This is a genomic window from Exiguobacterium sp. N5 (genome assembly GCF_025842465.1).
Classification (GTDB): domain Bacteria; phylum Bacillota; class Bacilli; order Exiguobacteriales; family Exiguobacteriaceae; genus Exiguobacterium; species Exiguobacterium profundum.
On record NZ_JAPAEP010000006.1, the window covers coordinates 1 to 16,023 of the forward strand.

Annotated in this window: 27 protein-coding genes; all 27 read right to left on the reverse strand. The window is 47.4% G+C overall.

Features of this window, described 5'->3' with window-relative positions:
• Positions 1–260: 260 nt before the first annotated feature.
• Positions 261–905 (reverse strand): KinB-signaling pathway activation protein, encoded by a 645-nt coding sequence (locus tag OKS35_RS14590; protein WP_074035368.1) that lies wholly within the window; start codon positions 903–905, stop codon positions 261–263.
• An 11-nt stretch (positions 906–916) separates the two neighbouring features.
• Positions 917–1,948: a P-loop NTPase gene (locus OKS35_RS14595; RefSeq protein WP_026824853.1), complete on the reverse strand. Its 1,032-nt coding sequence runs from the start codon at positions 1,946–1,948 to the stop codon at positions 917–919.
• Positions 1,949–2,082: 134 nt separating this feature from the next.
• Complete coding sequence (gene rpsI / locus OKS35_RS14600; protein ID WP_012727644.1) at positions 2,083–2,475, reverse strand: 30S ribosomal protein S9; 393 nt, start codon at positions 2,473–2,475, stop codon at positions 2,083–2,085.
• Positions 2,476–2,500: 25 nt separating this feature from the next.
• Entirely contained in the window at positions 2,501–2,938 is a 438-nt protein-coding gene (rplM, locus tag OKS35_RS14605; protein ID WP_012727645.1) for a 50S ribosomal protein L13, read from the reverse strand.
• A 143-nt stretch (positions 2,939–3,081) separates the two neighbouring features.
• Positions 3,082–3,822: a tRNA pseudouridine(38-40) synthase TruA gene (gene truA / locus OKS35_RS14610; protein WP_264093386.1), complete on the reverse strand. Its 741-nt coding sequence runs from the start codon at positions 3,820–3,822 to the stop codon at positions 3,082–3,084.
• On the reverse strand, positions 3,819–4,610 hold the full coding sequence (locus tag OKS35_RS14615; RefSeq protein ID WP_074035364.1) for an energy-coupling factor transporter transmembrane component T family protein: 792 nt from the start codon (positions 4,608–4,610) through the stop codon (positions 3,819–3,821). The genes truA and OKS35_RS14615 overlap by 4 nt, the downstream gene beginning before the upstream one ends.
• Complete coding sequence (locus OKS35_RS14620) at positions 4,607–5,485, reverse strand: energy-coupling factor transporter ATPase (RefSeq protein ID WP_078147865.1); 879 nt, start codon at positions 5,483–5,485, stop codon at positions 4,607–4,609. The genes OKS35_RS14615 and OKS35_RS14620 overlap by 4 nt, the downstream gene beginning before the upstream one ends.
• Positions 5,461–6,297 (reverse strand): energy-coupling factor transporter ATPase, encoded by an 837-nt coding sequence (locus tag OKS35_RS14625; RefSeq protein WP_264093387.1) that lies wholly within the window; start codon positions 6,295–6,297, stop codon positions 5,461–5,463. The genes OKS35_RS14620 and OKS35_RS14625 overlap by 25 nt, the downstream gene beginning before the upstream one ends.
• 69 nt (positions 6,298–6,366) lie before the next feature.
• The gene (gene rplQ, locus OKS35_RS14630; protein WP_012727650.1) at positions 6,367–6,720 is read right to left on the reverse strand and encodes a 50S ribosomal protein L17; all 354 of its coding nucleotides are present in this window, start codon (positions 6,718–6,720) and stop codon (positions 6,367–6,369) included.
• Between the two features lie 24 nt (positions 6,721–6,744).
• On the reverse strand, positions 6,745–7,689 hold the full coding sequence (locus OKS35_RS14635; protein WP_012727651.1) for a DNA-directed RNA polymerase subunit alpha: 945 nt from the start codon (positions 7,687–7,689) through the stop codon (positions 6,745–6,747).
• A 92-nt stretch (positions 7,690–7,781) separates the two neighbouring features.
• Complete coding sequence (gene rpsK, locus OKS35_RS14640; RefSeq protein WP_012727652.1) at positions 7,782–8,177, reverse strand: 30S ribosomal protein S11; 396 nt, start codon at positions 8,175–8,177, stop codon at positions 7,782–7,784.
• A gap of 16 nt (positions 8,178–8,193) precedes the next feature.
• A complete protein-coding gene (rpsM, locus tag OKS35_RS14645; RefSeq protein WP_012727653.1) occupies positions 8,194–8,559 on the reverse strand; it encodes a 30S ribosomal protein S13 in 366 nt (121 codons plus the stop codon).
• A gap of 19 nt (positions 8,560–8,578) precedes the next feature.
• Positions 8,579–8,692 (reverse strand): 50S ribosomal protein L36, encoded by a 114-nt coding sequence (rpmJ, locus tag OKS35_RS14650; RefSeq protein ID WP_003156543.1) that lies wholly within the window; start codon positions 8,690–8,692, stop codon positions 8,579–8,581.
• A 30-nt stretch (positions 8,693–8,722) separates the two neighbouring features.
• Positions 8,723–8,941, reverse strand: a complete 219-nt coding sequence (infA, locus tag OKS35_RS14655) for a translation initiation factor IF-1 (RefSeq protein ID WP_021066622.1) — start codon at positions 8,939–8,941, stop codon at positions 8,723–8,725.
• 105 nt (positions 8,942–9,046) lie between these two features.
• On the reverse strand, positions 9,047–9,805 hold the full coding sequence (gene map, locus OKS35_RS14660) for a type I methionyl aminopeptidase (RefSeq protein ID WP_031421863.1): 759 nt from the start codon (positions 9,803–9,805) through the stop codon (positions 9,047–9,049).
• Entirely contained in the window at positions 9,802–10,452 is a 651-nt protein-coding gene (locus OKS35_RS14665) for an adenylate kinase (protein WP_012727656.1), read from the reverse strand. Before OKS35_RS14665 ends, map begins: the two co-directional genes overlap by 4 nt.
• A 79-nt stretch (positions 10,453–10,531) precedes the next feature.
• Positions 10,532–11,821 carry a preprotein translocase subunit SecY gene (gene secY / locus OKS35_RS14670; protein WP_012727657.1) on the reverse strand — a complete coding sequence of 430 codons (1,290 nt, stop codon included), beginning with the start codon at positions 11,819–11,821 and terminating at the stop codon, positions 10,532–10,534.
• Positions 11,821–12,261, reverse strand: coding sequence for a 50S ribosomal protein L15 (gene rplO, locus OKS35_RS14675; RefSeq protein WP_012727658.1), 441 nt, complete (start codon positions 12,259–12,261; stop codon positions 11,821–11,823). Before rplO ends, secY begins: the two co-directional genes overlap by 1 nt.
• A gap of 31 nt (positions 12,262–12,292) precedes the next feature.
• On the reverse strand, positions 12,293–12,478 hold the full coding sequence (rpmD, locus tag OKS35_RS14680) for a 50S ribosomal protein L30 (protein WP_012727659.1): 186 nt from the start codon (positions 12,476–12,478) through the stop codon (positions 12,293–12,295).
• A gap of 15 nt (positions 12,479–12,493) precedes the next feature.
• Positions 12,494–12,994 (reverse strand): 30S ribosomal protein S5, encoded by a 501-nt coding sequence (rpsE, locus tag OKS35_RS14685; protein ID WP_012727660.1) that lies wholly within the window; start codon positions 12,992–12,994, stop codon positions 12,494–12,496.
• Between the two features lie 20 nt (positions 12,995–13,014).
• A complete protein-coding gene (gene rplR, locus OKS35_RS14690; RefSeq protein ID WP_012727661.1) occupies positions 13,015–13,377 on the reverse strand; it encodes a 50S ribosomal protein L18 in 363 nt (120 codons plus the stop codon).
• A gap of 34 nt (positions 13,378–13,411) precedes the next feature.
• Positions 13,412–13,951, reverse strand: coding sequence for a 50S ribosomal protein L6 (gene rplF / locus OKS35_RS14695; RefSeq protein WP_012727662.1), 540 nt, complete (start codon positions 13,949–13,951; stop codon positions 13,412–13,414).
• A 33-nt stretch (positions 13,952–13,984) separates the two neighbouring features.
• Entirely contained in the window at positions 13,985–14,383 is a 399-nt protein-coding gene (rpsH, locus tag OKS35_RS14700) for a 30S ribosomal protein S8 (protein WP_026824842.1), read from the reverse strand.
• A 31-nt stretch (positions 14,384–14,414) separates the two neighbouring features.
• Positions 14,415–14,684: a 30S ribosomal protein S14 gene (rpsN, locus tag OKS35_RS14705; RefSeq protein ID WP_012727664.1), complete on the reverse strand. Its 270-nt coding sequence runs from the start codon at positions 14,682–14,684 to the stop codon at positions 14,415–14,417.
• Positions 14,685–14,704: 20 nt separating this feature from the next.
• Positions 14,705–15,244, reverse strand: a complete 540-nt coding sequence (rplE, locus tag OKS35_RS14710) for a 50S ribosomal protein L5 (protein WP_074035359.1) — start codon at positions 15,242–15,244, stop codon at positions 14,705–14,707.
• 32 nt (positions 15,245–15,276) lie between these two features.
• Entirely contained in the window at positions 15,277–15,585 is a 309-nt protein-coding gene (gene rplX / locus OKS35_RS14715; RefSeq protein WP_012727666.1) for a 50S ribosomal protein L24, read from the reverse strand.
• A 36-nt stretch (positions 15,586–15,621) separates the two neighbouring features.
• Complete coding sequence (gene rplN, locus OKS35_RS14720; protein ID WP_012727667.1) at positions 15,622–15,990, reverse strand: 50S ribosomal protein L14; 369 nt, start codon at positions 15,988–15,990, stop codon at positions 15,622–15,624.
• Positions 15,991–16,023: the final 33 nt, after the last annotated feature.

A 16,023-nucleotide genomic window follows, 5' to 3' on the forward strand; every position in this document is an offset into this window, starting at 1 on the left:
CCAATCGTTGTCGTGTTAGCGACTTTTTAATAATAGCGATTTGACTTATTAAAGTCAACCACTTTTTATTATTTTTTTCGCTTCCTGAAGTTTGTTTCGTGAACAACATCAGCGACGTTTATTAATATATCAGCATCCTAAAAAACCGTCAACTATTTTTCTAAAAAAACTTTAATTTTTCTTTGTTTTGTTGAAATGAATAAAAAATGGTTGGCGGATCACCCAAAACACTTCGGATTATCCACACAACCATTTACTTTTTACGATGATTTAGACGACATCTGTTTCTTCGTTTTTTTCTTTCTAACTTCGGGTGAAGCGACTTGAACCGCTTGTCCTGTCTGTTGGAAGCGATGAAGCATTAATACCTGATAAGCGTTCGCAAACACCAATGTGGCTAGTGCCGGCCAGAGCAATGGAATCTCGTCCGTTGTTTGCAGAGCTGGAATCCATTCAATTAACGTAATGACAGTCATTAAGAAAAGTGTCGGGATGAAAGCACTCCTATTTGTTTGTTTCGCCTTACTCGCAGCAACGACCCAAGCGACAATGAGTAACACAAGCATCTCACCGATATAACGCCACATGTGATCATTACCGAATGCGAGCATCCGTAAGTAGACGGCATCAAAAATCGCAAAAGCGATTAGTAACACTTGAACGCGATTCCATAGACGTGGCCCTCTAAACAAGTCGAGTCCGACCCGATGAATAATCAAATAGGCAAAGAAACCCATCATGCTGATTCCCGTCCATGTACTCGAATAACTAAGCGCCGTGACAATTGCCTCCCAGGACTGACTGACCAAATAACCCGGGTTCGCCAATAAATTCATCAGGAACCCGAACAACGTCCCGAATACGAGCGTTGTCCAAAACAAACGTAAAAAACCTTGTACTTTCATCTCTCACCGATTCACCCTTCTATTTGTTTAATGACTGCTTGCGCCAACTCATCATACGTATGCTCGAACGGATGTCCATCCCGATAGACAGAAGGTGCAAAGTCCTCTTCATTGTCGTACGGTTGGCCGAGCGGGATTTGAGCAAGTAGCTTACTCTTCAATGCTTCTGAAAGCTTTTCTCCACCACCGTAACCGAATACGTATTCTTTTTCACCAGTTAGCTTACTTTCGAAATAAGCCATGTTTTCAATAATACCTAATAGTTTGTGGTTCGTTTTGATTGCCATCGCTCCGGCACGAGCCGCAACGAATGCTGCTGTCGCATGAGGTGTCGTGACAATCAATTCCTGACATGATGGGAGCATCGAATGGATATCGAGCGCGACATCCCCCGTTCCCGGCGGTAAGTCGAGCAAGAGATAGTCAAGATCGCCCCACTCGACGTCATTGAAGAAGTTATTTAACATCTTCCCGAGCATCGGTCCACGCCAGATGACCGGCGCATTGTCTTCAACGAAGAATCCCATTGAGATGACTTTTACGCCAAAACGCTCGACTGGAATGATCTTCTCGCCGCGAACAACCGGTCGTTCCTCGATGCCGAGCATATCTGGAACACTGAAGCCGTAAATATCCGCATCAATCAAACCGACCTTTTTACCCGCTCGCGCAAGCGCGACAGCCAAGTTGACGGATACTGTCGATTTTCCTACGCCACCCTTACCAGAAGCGATGGCGATAAACGTCGTCCCTGAGTTTTCACGGAGGATTGCCGGTTTCGTCGCCTCTTTCAAACTTTCATCATTCAATGCCTCAAAGCGAAGCCCGACCGTCTTAAAGCCTTTCCCCTTGAGCAACGTGACGATTTCTTGTTGTAACTGAAGCTGTTCCCCGCTCCCTGTTTGTCCGAGTGCCACTTTTACACTGACATAGTCTTCTTTGATTCGAATGTCTTTTACTCCTGCTGTATCTCCAAGCGTTCGGTTGATCGTCGGATCAACAAGCCCCGCCAATTCCTCGCGTACTTGCTCTACTGTAAGCATATTGCTTCCCCCTTCTAACTGTTTCGATATCAGTATATCAAAAAAAGCGTTTTCTTGACGGGTTCGGAATCGACTATTTCAAACAAAAAACTCTCCACCCGAAAGGATGGAGAGTTCGAACCACATCGCGAAGATTAACGCTTCGAGAATTGTGGTGCGCGACGTGCTGCTTTAAGACCGTATTTTTTACGTTCTTTCATACGAGCGTCACGAGTTAAGAAGCCTTTTTCTTTGAGGCTTGGACGGAATTCTGGGTCCGCTTGAAGAAGCGCACGTGATACGCCGTGGCGAATTGCTCCAGCTTGTCCAGTGTATCCACCACCGTTAACGTTAACGATTACATCGTATTTACCTTCTGTTTCAGTCAATACGAGTGGTGATTTAGCCATCATGATCAAAGTCTCATGACCGAAGTATTCTGAGATATCGCGGCCATTTACAACAACTTTACCGTCACCTGCAACGAGGTGAACGCGAGCCACCGAGTGTTTGCGGCGGCCTGTTCCGTAGTAACGTACATCTGCCATCGTTTAGTTCCTCCCTGTGTCTCGATTAACCGCGAAGTTCGTAAACTTCTGGTTTTTGTGCTTCGTGCTTGTGTTCAGCTCCAGCGTAAACGTGGAGTTTGTTGAATTGTTGACGACCGAGTGATCCTTTTGGAAGCATCCCTTTGATCGCGAGTTCAAGCATACGCTCTGGACGTTTTGCGAGAAGCTCTTTTGCAGTTTGTGATTTCAAACCGCCTGGATGACCTGAATGACGGTAGTAGATCTTGTCATTCAATTTGTTACCAGTCAATTTGATTTTCTCAGCGTTGATGATGATGACGTGGTCTCCGCAATCAACGTGTGGTGTGAAAGTCGGCTTGTGCTTACCGCGAAGAAGTGAAGCTACTTCACTAGTCAAACGACCAAGTGTTTTGCCTTCTGCGTCGATAAGGAGCCATTTGCGTTCTACTTCAGATGCTTTAGCCATGAATGTTGTGCGCATGTGGAATACCTCCTAGAAATGTCTGTTCACTTAATTTTTTGATGCTTTATCATAATCCTAGTTTACGGGGCTAAGATTGTGGTTCATCTCTAAATTTGAAAATGAAATGCCAATGAATATAATACGATTTTATAAGGGGAATGTCAATCTACTTTTTCATAATTCACATTCCACAAATACAAACCGTGTGGGGGGGCGGTAATCCCCGCTACGCGGCGGTCCTTCGCCCCTAGCATTTGTGTGATATCTGCGGGCTGATACTTGCCTCTCCCTACCTCGATGACCGTCCCTACCATGATGCGGACTTGGTTGTATAGAAAACCTGATCCAACGAAACGGAATATGATCTCGTCTCCCATCTCGAGCACTTCTGCTTCATAGATAGTACGGACCCGATCTTCGACTTCTGCCTTTGTCACAGAGAACGACGTAAAGTCGTGGGTCCCAATCAACCGCTCCATCGCTTGACGCATCGCCTCAAGGCTCAGCTTATACGTCACGGTCGCAGCATAGTGCCGACGAAACGGATCCTCGGTCTGACGGATATGATAGCGATACTCTTTTCGCTTCGCACCGTAACGTGCGTGGAACGTATCGTCTATTTCTTCCGCCTGTTTAACGAGGATATCGTCTGGTAGCATGGCGTTTAACGCTTTGACGAAGCGCTCAGCGGGCATCTCTAACGACGTGTCAAAGTGAATCACCTGTCCTAAAGCATGGACACGAGCGTCTGTACGACCTGAGGCGACGATTTTTACCGGATATCGATGCATACGTGCCAAGACAGATTCAATCTCCGCTTGAATGGTATTGCCATTCGGCTGCACTTGATATCCCGCATAATGTGTCCCATCATAGGCGACAATCAGTTTAATTCGTCTCATCCAATCCCTCTCAATCCAAACAAAATGAGCGTCAACGCGATAAAGATGAGTAATACGGCTGTGTCACGCATTTGCCATTCCATTTCACGCAACCTCGTCCGCCCTTCTCCTCCTCGGTAACCACGGGCTTCCATAGCCGTAGCGAGGTCCTCAGCACGCTTAAACGCAGAAATGAACAATGGAATCAAAAGAGGGATAACCCCTTTTAGACGGGATTTCCAAGGTCCACTCATCAAATCGACCCCACGCGCCTGCTGAGCTTTCATAATCCGGTCCGTCTCATCCGCAAGCGTCGGTAGGAAACGGAGTGAAATGGAAAGCATCAACGCAATTTCGTGGGCCGGCACACGAATCCGTTCGAATGGCCGTAGCCCCGCTTCAATCGAATCGGTCAATTCCATCGGTGTCGTCGTCAACGTCACGAGTGTCGTCAACATGACGAGATAAAAGAAGCGAAGCGAGACAATCAGCCCCATTCGAATTCCTTCCGAATAAATCGCAATCGGTCCTAATTCGAATAGAAGTGTCCCGTCTCGATTGAATAACAGTTGTAAGATCAACGTGAAGACGATCAAAAATAAGATCATGCGAAGACCGTTCCATAAATAGCGCCACGATAACTGTGACAGTTTGACCGCAAACAACGTGAACGCGAGTAAAAACAAATTCGTCCATAAGTTGTCAGCTAAAAAAACAACTGGGATGAATCCTAAAATGAAGAGCGTCTTGGCACGCGCATCAAGGGAATGAAGCCACGAATGTCCGGGTATATATTGACCGATAATCATGTCGCTCCCCCTTTCAGCCGTTCCGCCACCCAATCCGCCAGCTCGCTCTCGGTTCGTACGAGCGGGATGGACGTTTCTCCAAGAACCGGTGCCATGTCACGAGCGAATCGTAAGACGTGCGGGATGTCGAGCTGGAGACGTCGCACCAGTACCTCGTCTTGGAACAATTCAAACGGGTCTCCATCAAACGCCACCTGACCACGCTCCATCACGATGACGCGCTCCGCATAGGCGAGTACATCATCCATGTCATGCGAGACAAGGATCAACGTAAGGTTCAACTCTTCTCGTAAACGTTTGAATAAGGCGAGCATGTCTCGTCTCCCAATTGGGTCGAGACCCGCTGTCGGTTCATCGACAATGAGCACATCAGGCCGGCTCGCTAAAACACCTGCAATCGCGACACGGCGCATCTGCCCTCCTGAAAGATCAAACGGCGAACGGTCCCATAACGTTTCATCCAAGCCGACGAGACGAAGGGCCTCGTGGGCTCGCTCTTTCGCTTCGGCATCTGTCGCGCCAAAGTTGCGCGGACCGAACATGACGTCGCGTTCGACCGTCTCTTCAAACAATTGGTGCTCTGGATATTGAAAGACGAGCCCAACGCGACGCCGAAGCGGCAAAAGATTCTGTTTCTTGTCACGGCGCGTCCGAATCGGGGTGACAATGATATCATCGACCACCACACGTCCGTCAGTCGGGCGCAATAAGCCGTTCATATGTTGAACGAGTGTCGATTTCCCTGAGCCAGTATGCCCAAGAAACGCAACAAGCGCTCCCGACGGAATGGTTACATTCACATCGCGCAGCGCGGTTCGTTCAAACGGAGTATTCATTTGGTATTGATATGTTACTTCTTCAATGCGTATCGGCATAGATGGTTCACCAACTCCGAATGTTGTAGCATCAGACGATCGAGTGGAATGCCACGTGCCTTCAGTTCGAGTTGCATCCGAACGATAAACGGGACATCTAGTTGAATGTCACGAAGCGTATCTGGATGTTGAAACACGTCTTCAGGTGTGCCGGTCATCGCAATCTTGCCTTTCGACAATGCAATGATACGGTCAGCAAACAACACTTCGTCGAGCTCGTGTGTAATGGCGACAACGGTCATCCCTTCCGAGACGAGCTGTCGTACCGTTTGTAATACCTCTTGTCGCCCAATCGGGTCGAGCATGGAGGTCGCTTCATCGAGCACGAGGACACGCGGGCGCATTGCGAGAGCCGCAGCTATCGCAACGCGCTGCTTTTGTCCACCGGATAACTGATGCGGTTCACGGTCCGCTAGTTCCGATAATCCAACGCGCGCTAGACTGTCATCAATTCGACGAACCATTTCTTGACGTGGAAGTCCCATGTTTTCGAGAGAAAATGCCACATCATCGCGCACGGTCGCCCCGACAAATTGATTGTCGGGATTTTGAAAGACGACCCCGATTCGCGTTCGAACGTCCCACACGTCTGTGGCGTTCGACGGATCGAGTGTCTCGACGCGAACTTCCCCCTGTTCAGGAATGAGAAGTCCGTTCCACAACTTCGTCAGTGTCGACTTGCCAGAACCATTATGGCCGACAATCGCAAGCCATTCCCCTTTATATACATCGAGCGATAGGCCGTTAAGCGCCGGCTCAGACTGTCCAGGGTAATGAAATACGACATCCCGTACCATAATTTGTGATTCCATAGGTCGACTCCTTTCTGATGTGGAAACAGGGCAATACGTCACCGCATGCCCTGTTGACTGCCTAATGAATTAGACGAGTTCGATGATTACAACTTCTGCACCATCACCGCGGCGTGGGCCGACTTTCATGATGCGCGTGTATCCACCTTGACGTTCAGCGTAGCGTGGTGCCACGTCTTCGAACAATTTTTGGATTGCGTCTTTTTCTCCAGCGTTCTCCTTGCGAACGAATGAAGCTACTTGACGACGGGCATGAAGATCGCCACGTTTCCCAAGAGTGATCAATTTTTCAACGACTGGGCGAAGTTCTTTCGCTTTTTGTTCAGTTGTTTGAATGCGCTCGTTGATGATTAGGTCAGTTGCAAGATCACGCAAAAGCGCCTTGCGTTGCGAGCTTGTACGGCCAAGTTTCGAATAAGCCATTACATTTCCCTCCTTCGGTTGAACTTAGTCTTCTTTACGCAAGCCCAAACCGAGTTCGTCCAACTTGTGTTGAACTTCTTCGAGTGATTTACGTCCGAGGTTACGAACTTTCATCATCTCTTCCTCTGATTTGTTTGCGAGTTCTTGAACAGTGTTGATGCCAGCGCGCTTCAAGCAGTTGTACGAACGAACTGAGAGATCGAGTTCTTCAATCGTCATTTCGAGTACTTTTTCTTTTTGGTCTTCTTCTTTCTCGACCATGATTTCTGCGTTGAGAGCCTCATCTGTCAAACCAACGAAGATGTTCAAGTGTTCAGTCAAAATTTTAGCCCCTAATGATACAGCTTCTTCCGGACGAATTGAACCATCTGTCCACACGTCTAACAAAAGCTTATCGAAGCTAGCGTCTTGACCGACACGTGTTTTATCTACTTCGTAGTTCACGCGTTGAATCGGTGTATAGATCGAATCGATTGGAATGACCCCAATCGGCATATCATCACGTTTGTTATCTTCTGCCTGGACGTAACCACGACCACGGCGAGCAGTCAAACGCATGCGAAGCGTCGCATTGTCAGCGAGAGTCGCGATGTGGAGCTCAGGATTCAAGATTTCAACGTCGCTATCATGGGTAATGTCTGCCGCAGTGACAGCACCGGCACTTGAAACGTTAATCTCAAGCGTTTTCTCTTCTTCCGAGTACACTTTGAGTGCCAACTTCTTGAGGTTGAGTACGATTTGAGTGACGTCTTCGACAACACCGTCAATCGTAGAGAACTCGTGAAGCACGCCATCGATTTGAACCGCTGTTACCGCTGCACCTGGGAGCGATGACAATAGAATTCGACGTAGTGAGTTACCGAGAGTAGTGCCATATCCACGTTCAAGCGGTTCTACTACGAATTTACCAAACGTAGCGTCCTCGCTGATTTCGACCGTTTCGATCTTTGGTTTTTCAATCTCGATCATCTGAACCCCTCCTTGAGTATATCCTGCCGTGCAGTTTGAGCTGCTAAAGTATAAGCTGTCGTGCTAGGTAAACCCCTCACACGCTCAAGCGATTATACGCGGCGACGTTTCGGAGGGCGGCAACCGTTGTGCGGAACTGGAGTTACGTCACGGATTGCAGTAACTTCGAGACCAGTAGCTTGGAGCGCACGGATAGCCGCTTCACGTCCAGCACCAGGACCTTTAACGTTAACTTCTACTGTACGCATACCGTTGTCCATTGCAACTTTCGCTGCAGTTTCAGCAGCCATTTGCGCTGCGAACGGAGTCGATTTACGTGATCCTTTAAATCCAAGGTTACCAGAAGTAGCCCATGAGATCGCGTTACCTTGCGTATCAGTGATTGTGATGATTGTGTTGTTGAATGTAGAACGGATGTGTACCACACCGACTTCAACATGTTTTTTAACTTTACGTTTAGAACGTACGTTTTGCTTACGTTTCGCCATTGTTCAATTCCCTCCTTTACTTCTTCTTGTTCGCTACTGTACGGCGTGGGCCTTTACGAGTACGCGAGTTGTTCTTCGTGTTTTGACCGCGAACAGGGAGACTACGGCGATGACGGATACCGCGGTATGCGCCGATCTCGATCAAACGTTTGATGTTAAGTGAAACTTCACGACGAAGGTCACCTTCAACTTTGATTCCGTCAATTGCTTCACGGATACGGTTGAGTTCATCTTCAGTAAGGTCGCGTGTGCGTGTCTCTTCAGATACGTTAGCAGCCTTCAAAATTTCTTGTGCTTTTGTTTTACCAATACCATAGATGTATGTGAGCGAAATAACGATACGTTTTTCGCGTGGAATATCTACACCAGCAATACGTGCCATGTGTGCACCTCCTCTGAAATTAACCTTGTTTTTGTTTGTGTTTCGGGTTTTCGCAAATTACCATTACTTTACCCTTACGGCGAATAACTTTACATTTTTCGCAAATCGGTTTTACCGACGGTCTTACTTTCATGAGTATACCCTCCTCCTGGAAAAATCGGAGTTACTTATAACGGTACGTAATCCGCCCGCGAGTCAAGTCGTATGGAGACAACTCAACAGTTACGCGGTCACCTGGAAGGATCCGAATGTAGTGCATCCGAATTTTCCCTGAGACGTGCGCGAGCACCGTGTGGCCGTTTTCTAACTCCACTTTAAACATTGCGTTCGGAAGTGGTTCGACAACAGTGCCTTCCACTTCAATGACATCTTGTTTCGCCATCATTTATTCCCCTTTCTATATGAAAATCTTTAGGAGCACAGACGATCTATTGCCATCTACTGTGAGAGAAGGATCCAGAACGGATCAGTATGAAACAATAGAGCCTCATTCACCGGAATCGAGTTTCGTTAAAATCTCGTATCCATCGTCTGTGATGGCGATGGTGTGCTCAAAGTGGGCGCACATGCTACCGTCCACGGTGACAACTGTCCAGTTATCAGCCAGTGTTCGAACATAGCGTTGACCAGCATTAACCATTGGTTCAATGGCTAACGTCATCCCAGTCTTCAGGCGCGGCCCTTTCCCCGGTGGACCATAGTGTGGAATTTGCGGTTCTTCGTGCAAATTTTGTCCAACACCATGACCGACGTATTCGCGGACGACAGAAAAGTCATGTGATTCAACATATGCTTGAATCGCATGCGAAATATCTGTCAATCGCCCTCCAGCCTTGGCGTGCTCCAATCCTTTATACAGACTTTCTTCGGTTACGTCAAGTAGCCGCTGTGTCTCTTCTGTGATTGTTCCCACTGGATAAGTCCAAGCGGAATCTCCATGGTATCCATTATAGTAGGCACCGATGTCGATTGAGATAATATCTCCATCTTTCAATACCCGTTTTCCTGGAATGCCATGAACAAGCTCTTCGTTCACCGAAGCACAAACACTACCGGTAAAACCGTTATAGCCTTTGAACGATGGCGTCGCACCTTGGCTGCGAATGTAATCTTCCGCAATCCGGTCGAGCTCAAGCGTCGTGATTCCTGGTTTAATGTGCTGTTTGAGCACCTGGTGCGTTCGAGCAACAATTTGCCCAGCCTCACGCATAATCGCAATTTCACGAGGCGTCTTCGTGATGATCATTCAGTATCACCGAGTAATGCTTTGACATCGGCATATACGACATCGATTGGACGATCTCCATCCAATGTACGAAGATACCCTTTTTCAGCGTAAAAGTCAATGAGTGGTTTCGATTGCTCGATGTTGACGTCAAGGCGACGGCGAACCGTTTCCTCTTTATCGTCTTCACGTTGCATGAGTGCCGACCCATCCACATCACAGATGCCTTCCACTTTTGGTGGGTTGAAGATCACGTGATATGTCGCACCACACGTTGGGCAGATCCAACGACCTGTCAAGCGTGGAACGAGAATTTCCGCATCCACATCGATGTTGACGACGTGGTCAATCTGTTTCCCCAAATCTTTAAGCAAACTTTCGAGTGCCTCTGCTTGAGCAACAGTACGCGGGAATCCATCGAGTAAGAAACCTTTTTCTGTGTCATCTTGGCTAAGGCGTTCACGTACGATTCCGATTGTTACCTCGTCCGGTACGAGTTCACCTTTATCCATGAATGACTTGGCTTCTTTACCGAGTGGCGTTCCGCCTTTGATTGCCGCACGAAACATGTCGCCTGTCGAAATGTGAGGGATTTGGTACTCTTCTACGATTTTAGCAGCTTGAGTCCCTTTCCCAGCACCCGGTAAGCCCATGAGTACTAGATTCATCTCGGTTAGCCTCCAGTTTTGATTTTCACGAAGGGCTTGTAAACACGACAGGAAGGAAGGGTCAACCCTTCCTTCCGCTTTAACGGATAAAGCCTTTATAGTGTCGTTTTACAAGTTGACTTTCGATTTGTTTCATCGTTTCGAGGGCTACCCCGATGACGATCAACAAGCTCGTTCCTCCGATTTGAACGGAAGTTGGAAGACCGGCAAGCTTAATGAAGATTGTCGGCATGATCGCCACGAGCGATAAGAAGATCGCTCCGAAGAAAGTCAATCGATACAGCAACTTCGTGATGTACTGTTCTGTTTGCGCCCCAGGACGAATCCCAGGAATATAACCACCTTGCTTCTGCAGGTTTTCTGCCATTTGCTCAGGGTTGACCTGAATAAATGTATAGAAGTAGGCAAACGCAATGATTAACGCAACGTAAATCGACATTCCGATTGGCGCCGTCGTGTCAAAGTACGTCTGTAATTTTTGCGTTGTCTCCGGCGAAGCAATGAAGCTTGCAACAGTTGGTGGTGTTACCATGAAGGAAATCGCGAAGATAACCGGGATAACACCTGCTGCGTTTAGTTTGATTGGCAAGTGCGTTGACTGACCGCCCACTGGGGTACGGTTCGCCGTGCGTTTTGCATATTGGATTGGAATTTTGCGTGCCGCTTGTTGAACATAAATGATCCCAACCGTCACAGCCAAAATAACAAGTGCCAATACAACCAAGTAAACGATATTAATGAACAATGCATCTCCAGCGTTTTGGAGTTTTGTTTCATAAATCTGCGTGAAGATTCTTGGGAACCCGGCGACGATACCGGCGAAGATAATGATGGAAATACCATTCCCAACACCTTTCTCCGTTGTCATTTCACCAAGGAACATCAAGAACGCTGTACCCGCAGTGAGTACAATCGCGATCACAAAGTAAGTTGCCGTTCCCCACGTCTCATTGACGAGACCTGGGTAGAGGCGGTTAAATCCAAACGACAGTGAAGTCGCTTGGACAAAGCCTAAGATGATCGTCCCATAGCGCGTGACCGTCGCTAACTTTTTACGGCCCGCCTCTCCTTGTTTAGCCCATTCGGCAAACTTTGGAACGACGTCCATTTGTAAAAGTTGCACAACGATCGATGCCGTAATGTACGGCATGATCCCCATTGCGAACAAGGAGAAGTTCTGTAAAGCATTTCCTCCAAACAAGTTCAAGAAGTCAAGAAGACCTCCTGAGTCAAAACGCAACACATCCGTATTCACCATCGGCACCGGGATATGAGCCCCGATGCGGAAAATGATGATGATTGCGAGTGTGAAGAGAATACGCTGTCGAATATCTTTCACGCGCCACATATTGGAGATCGTCTGAAACATCAGATCACCTCAACTGTACCGCCAGCTGCTTCGATTGCTTCTTTCGCTGCACCCGAGAACTTGTTGGCTTTTACAGTCAATTTAGTTTCAAGCTTGCCGTTAGCAAGGACCTTGATTCCGTCTTTAGCAGAGCTGACAACACCAGTCTCGATTAAGAGTTCTGGAGTAACTTCAGTACCTGCTTCGAAACGGTTAAGCGTGTCTAGGGAAACAACCGCGTACTCTTTACGAGTTGGGTTGTTGAAACCGCGTTTTGGAAGACGACGGTAAAGTGGGTTTTGTCCACCTTCAAATCCTGGACGAACGCCACCGCCCGAACGAGCTTTTTGACCTTTGTGTCCACGACCAGAAGTTTTACCGTTACCAGTCGCCATACCGCGACCGACACGGTTACGTTCGTGACGTGAACCTGGAGTTGGCTTCAATTCATGGAGTTTCATAGTGGCACCTCCTTATTTATTAAAATCTTTATTATTCGTTGATTTCTTTTACAGTCACAAGGTGCGACACTTTGTTGATCATACCGCGCATCGCGACGTTGTCTGGGACAACGACCGTTTGATGCATTTTGCGAAGACCGAGTGTACGTACAGTAACACGCTGACCTTCCGGACGACCAATTGTGCTGCGTGTGAGGGTGATTGCGAGTTTCGCCATGTCTAGTTCCCTCCCTTAGTTAAGAAGTTCTTCTACGCTTTTACCACGTAGTTTAGCAACTTCCTCTGCTTTTTTGAGCTCAGTCAAGCCCTGTACCGTCGCACGGACGATGTTGATCGGTGTGTTTGAACCTAACGATTTCGAAAGGATGTCACCTACACCTGCAAGTTCGAGCACCGCACGAACTGGACCACCAGCGATAACCCCAGTACCTTCAGAAGCTGGTTTCATGAATACACGACCTGCTCCGAATACTCCTGTGATTTCGTGTGGAATTGTTGTACCAACCATAGGTACTTGTACCATGTTTTTCTTAGCGGCTTCAATAGCCTTGCGAATCGCTTCTGGCACCTCTTGTGCCTTACCTGTACCGAAACCGACGTGACCATTTTTGTCACCTACGACTACGAGAGCAGCAAAACGGAAGCGGCGGCCACCTTTTACGACTTTCGCGACGCGGTTTACGGTAACAACGCGTTCTTCAAGTTGTTCCATGTTAACGTCTAACTGGCGCATCGAGTGTCCCCTCCTTTTTATTAGAATTTAAGACCTGCTTCACGAGCTGCTTCTGCAACAGCTTTGACGCGGCCATGATAGAGGTATCCACCACGGTCGAACACAACTGTGTCGATACCTTTCTCGAGTGCACGTTCTGCAGCAAGTTTACCAACAGCTTTCGCTGCTTCAACGTTACCGCCATTTGTAAGATCGAGAGCTTTATCTTTCGAAGATGCAGACACAAGCGTTGTTTGTGCCGCGTCATCGATAAGTTGAACGTAAATGTGCTTGCTCGAACGGAATACGTTCAAACGTGGACGAGCTGCTGTCCCCGTGATCGTACGACGTACGCGAGCATGACGTTTTTTACGAACTGCATTTTTATCTGCCTTTGTGATCATTTATGCCACTCCTTTCCGTTCATTTCGTGACGAATTACTTACCAGTCTTACCTTCTTTACGGCGAATACGTTCATCAGAGTAACGAACACCTTTACCTTTGTAAGGTTCTGGAGCACGGTACGAGCGGATTTGAGCAGCAACGTGACCGACGCGCTCTTTGTTAATCCCTTTTACGATGATTTGCGTGTTTGAAGGAACTTCGATTTCGATACCTTCCTCAGCAACGTACTCGATTGGGTGCGAGTAGCCGAGGTTGAGGACGAGTTTGTTACCTTGCTTCGTAGCACGGTAACCAACCCCCGAGATCTCAAGTGTTTTTTGGAATCCGTTCGACACACCTTGTACCATGTTGGCAATAAGGGCACGTGTCGTACCGTGAATTGTACGGCTTTCTTTCGATTCGTCTGGACGAACAACCGTCAATTCGTTCTCTTCAACTTTGATTTCCAATGCCGGGTTAGCTGAAAGCGAAAGTTCACCTTTAGCACCTTTTACTGTGACCGTGTTGTCATTAGCAACTGTTACAGTAACGCCAGCAGGAATCGTAACTGGTTTTTTACCAATACGTGACATTGATTACACCTCCGTTCTTGTTAGAAAAGTGACTTACCAGATGTAGGCGAGCACTTCGCCGCCGACTTGTTGTTGGCGAGCTTCTTTATCAGTCATAAGACCTTTAGATGTCGAAAGAACTGCGATCCCGAGTCCTCCGAGTACTTTAGGTACTTCATCAGCTTTTGCGTATACGCGAAGACCTGGTTTCGAAATACGTTTGAGACCAGTGATTACACGTTCGTTGCTTGCTCCATATTTAAGGAAAAGACGAAGTGTACCTTGTTTAGCGTCCTCGATATATTCAACATCGCGAATGAAACCTTCACGCTTAAGGATTTCAGCGATCTCACGTTTAATGTTCGAAGCTGGAAGCTCCATTTTTTCATGGCGAACCATGTTAGCGTTACGGATACGTGTAAGCATATCTGCAATAGGGTCTGTCATTACCATGCGATGTACCTCCTTTCACACTGTTAGTGGATTACCAGCTTGCTTTTTTAACACCAGGGATTTGACCTTTGTATGCAAGATCACGGAACTTGATACGGCTGATCCCGAATTTACCCATGTAACCATGCGGACGACCTGTGATGCTGCAACGGTTGTGCAAGCGTACAGGTGACGAGTTACGTGGCAATTTGCTGAGTCCGATATAATCGCCTTCAGCTTTCAACTTCGCACGCTTTTCAGCGTACTGGGCAACGAGTTTCTCGCGTTTAAGTTCGCGATTCACCATTGACTTTTTAGCCATGTTGTCGACCTCCCTCTAGATTATTTTTGGAATGGCATACCGAGAAGTGTGAGCAATTCACGTGCTTCTTCGTCTGTGTTTGCTGTTGTAACAACAACGATGTCCATACCGCGTACTTTAGATACTTTATCGTAATCGATCTCAGGGAAAATAAGTTGCTCTTTCACGCCAAGCGTGTAGTTACCGCGTCCGTCGAATGCTTTCTTCGATACACCGCGGAAGTCACGTACACGTGGAAGTGAAACAGTTACCAATTTGTCGAGGAAATCGTACATGCGCTCGCCACGAAGTGTAACCTTCGCACCGATTGGCATACCTTCACGAAGTTTGAAACCAGCGATTGATTTCTTCGCTTTCGTTACGAGTGGTTTTTGACCTGAAAGAATTGTTAATTCTTCAACTGCCATATCAAGTGCTTTCGAGTTCGAAACAGCGTCACCTACACCCATGTTGATGACAATCTTTTCGACTTTCGGTACTTGCATGACCGAGTCATAGTTGAATTTATCCATCATCGCTTTCACGATGTCGCTTTTATACTTCTCTTGCAAACGGTTCATAGTCGAATGGACCTCCTTTCGTCACGTTCTTCTTATTTATCGAGTGATTCGCCCGATTTCGCGACACGAACTTTTTTACCATCGACTACTTTGAAACCAACACGAGTTGGTTTGCCAGTTTTAGGGTCGAGTGGCATTACGTTCGAGACGTGAATTGGTGCTTCGATCTCAAGGATCCCGCCTTGTGGATTCGCTTGTGAAGGTTTCGCGTGTTTTTTCATCACGTTTACGCCTTCAACCACTACGCGGTTTTTGCTTGGCATAGCTTTGAGGATAACCCCTTGCTTGCCTTTATCTTTACCAGACATTACCTGGACTGTATCGCCTTTTTTAACATGCATCGTTTGCGCACCTCCTTATAGGATTGAAATTGGAAATTAAAGTACTTCCGGTGCCAACGAAACGATCTTCATGAATTCTTTTTCACGAAGTTCACGTGCAACTGGCCCGAAGATCCGTGTGCCGCGTGGGCTCTTGTCATCTTTGATAATGACTGCTGCGTTCTCATCGAAACGGATGTACGAACCATCTTTACGACGAGCGCCGCGTTTTGTACGAACGACAACTGCTCTGACAACGTCACCTTTTTTAACAACGCCACCTGGTGTTGCTTGTTTTACCGTTGCGACGATGATGTCACCGATGTTTGCAGTCTTACGACCAGAACCACCGAGGACTTTAATTGTCAACAGTTCACGCGCGCCAGAGTTGTCTGCTACTTTCAAGCGAGATTCTTGTTGAATCATGCGAGTGTACCTCCCTCCGGATGTTTAATAAAT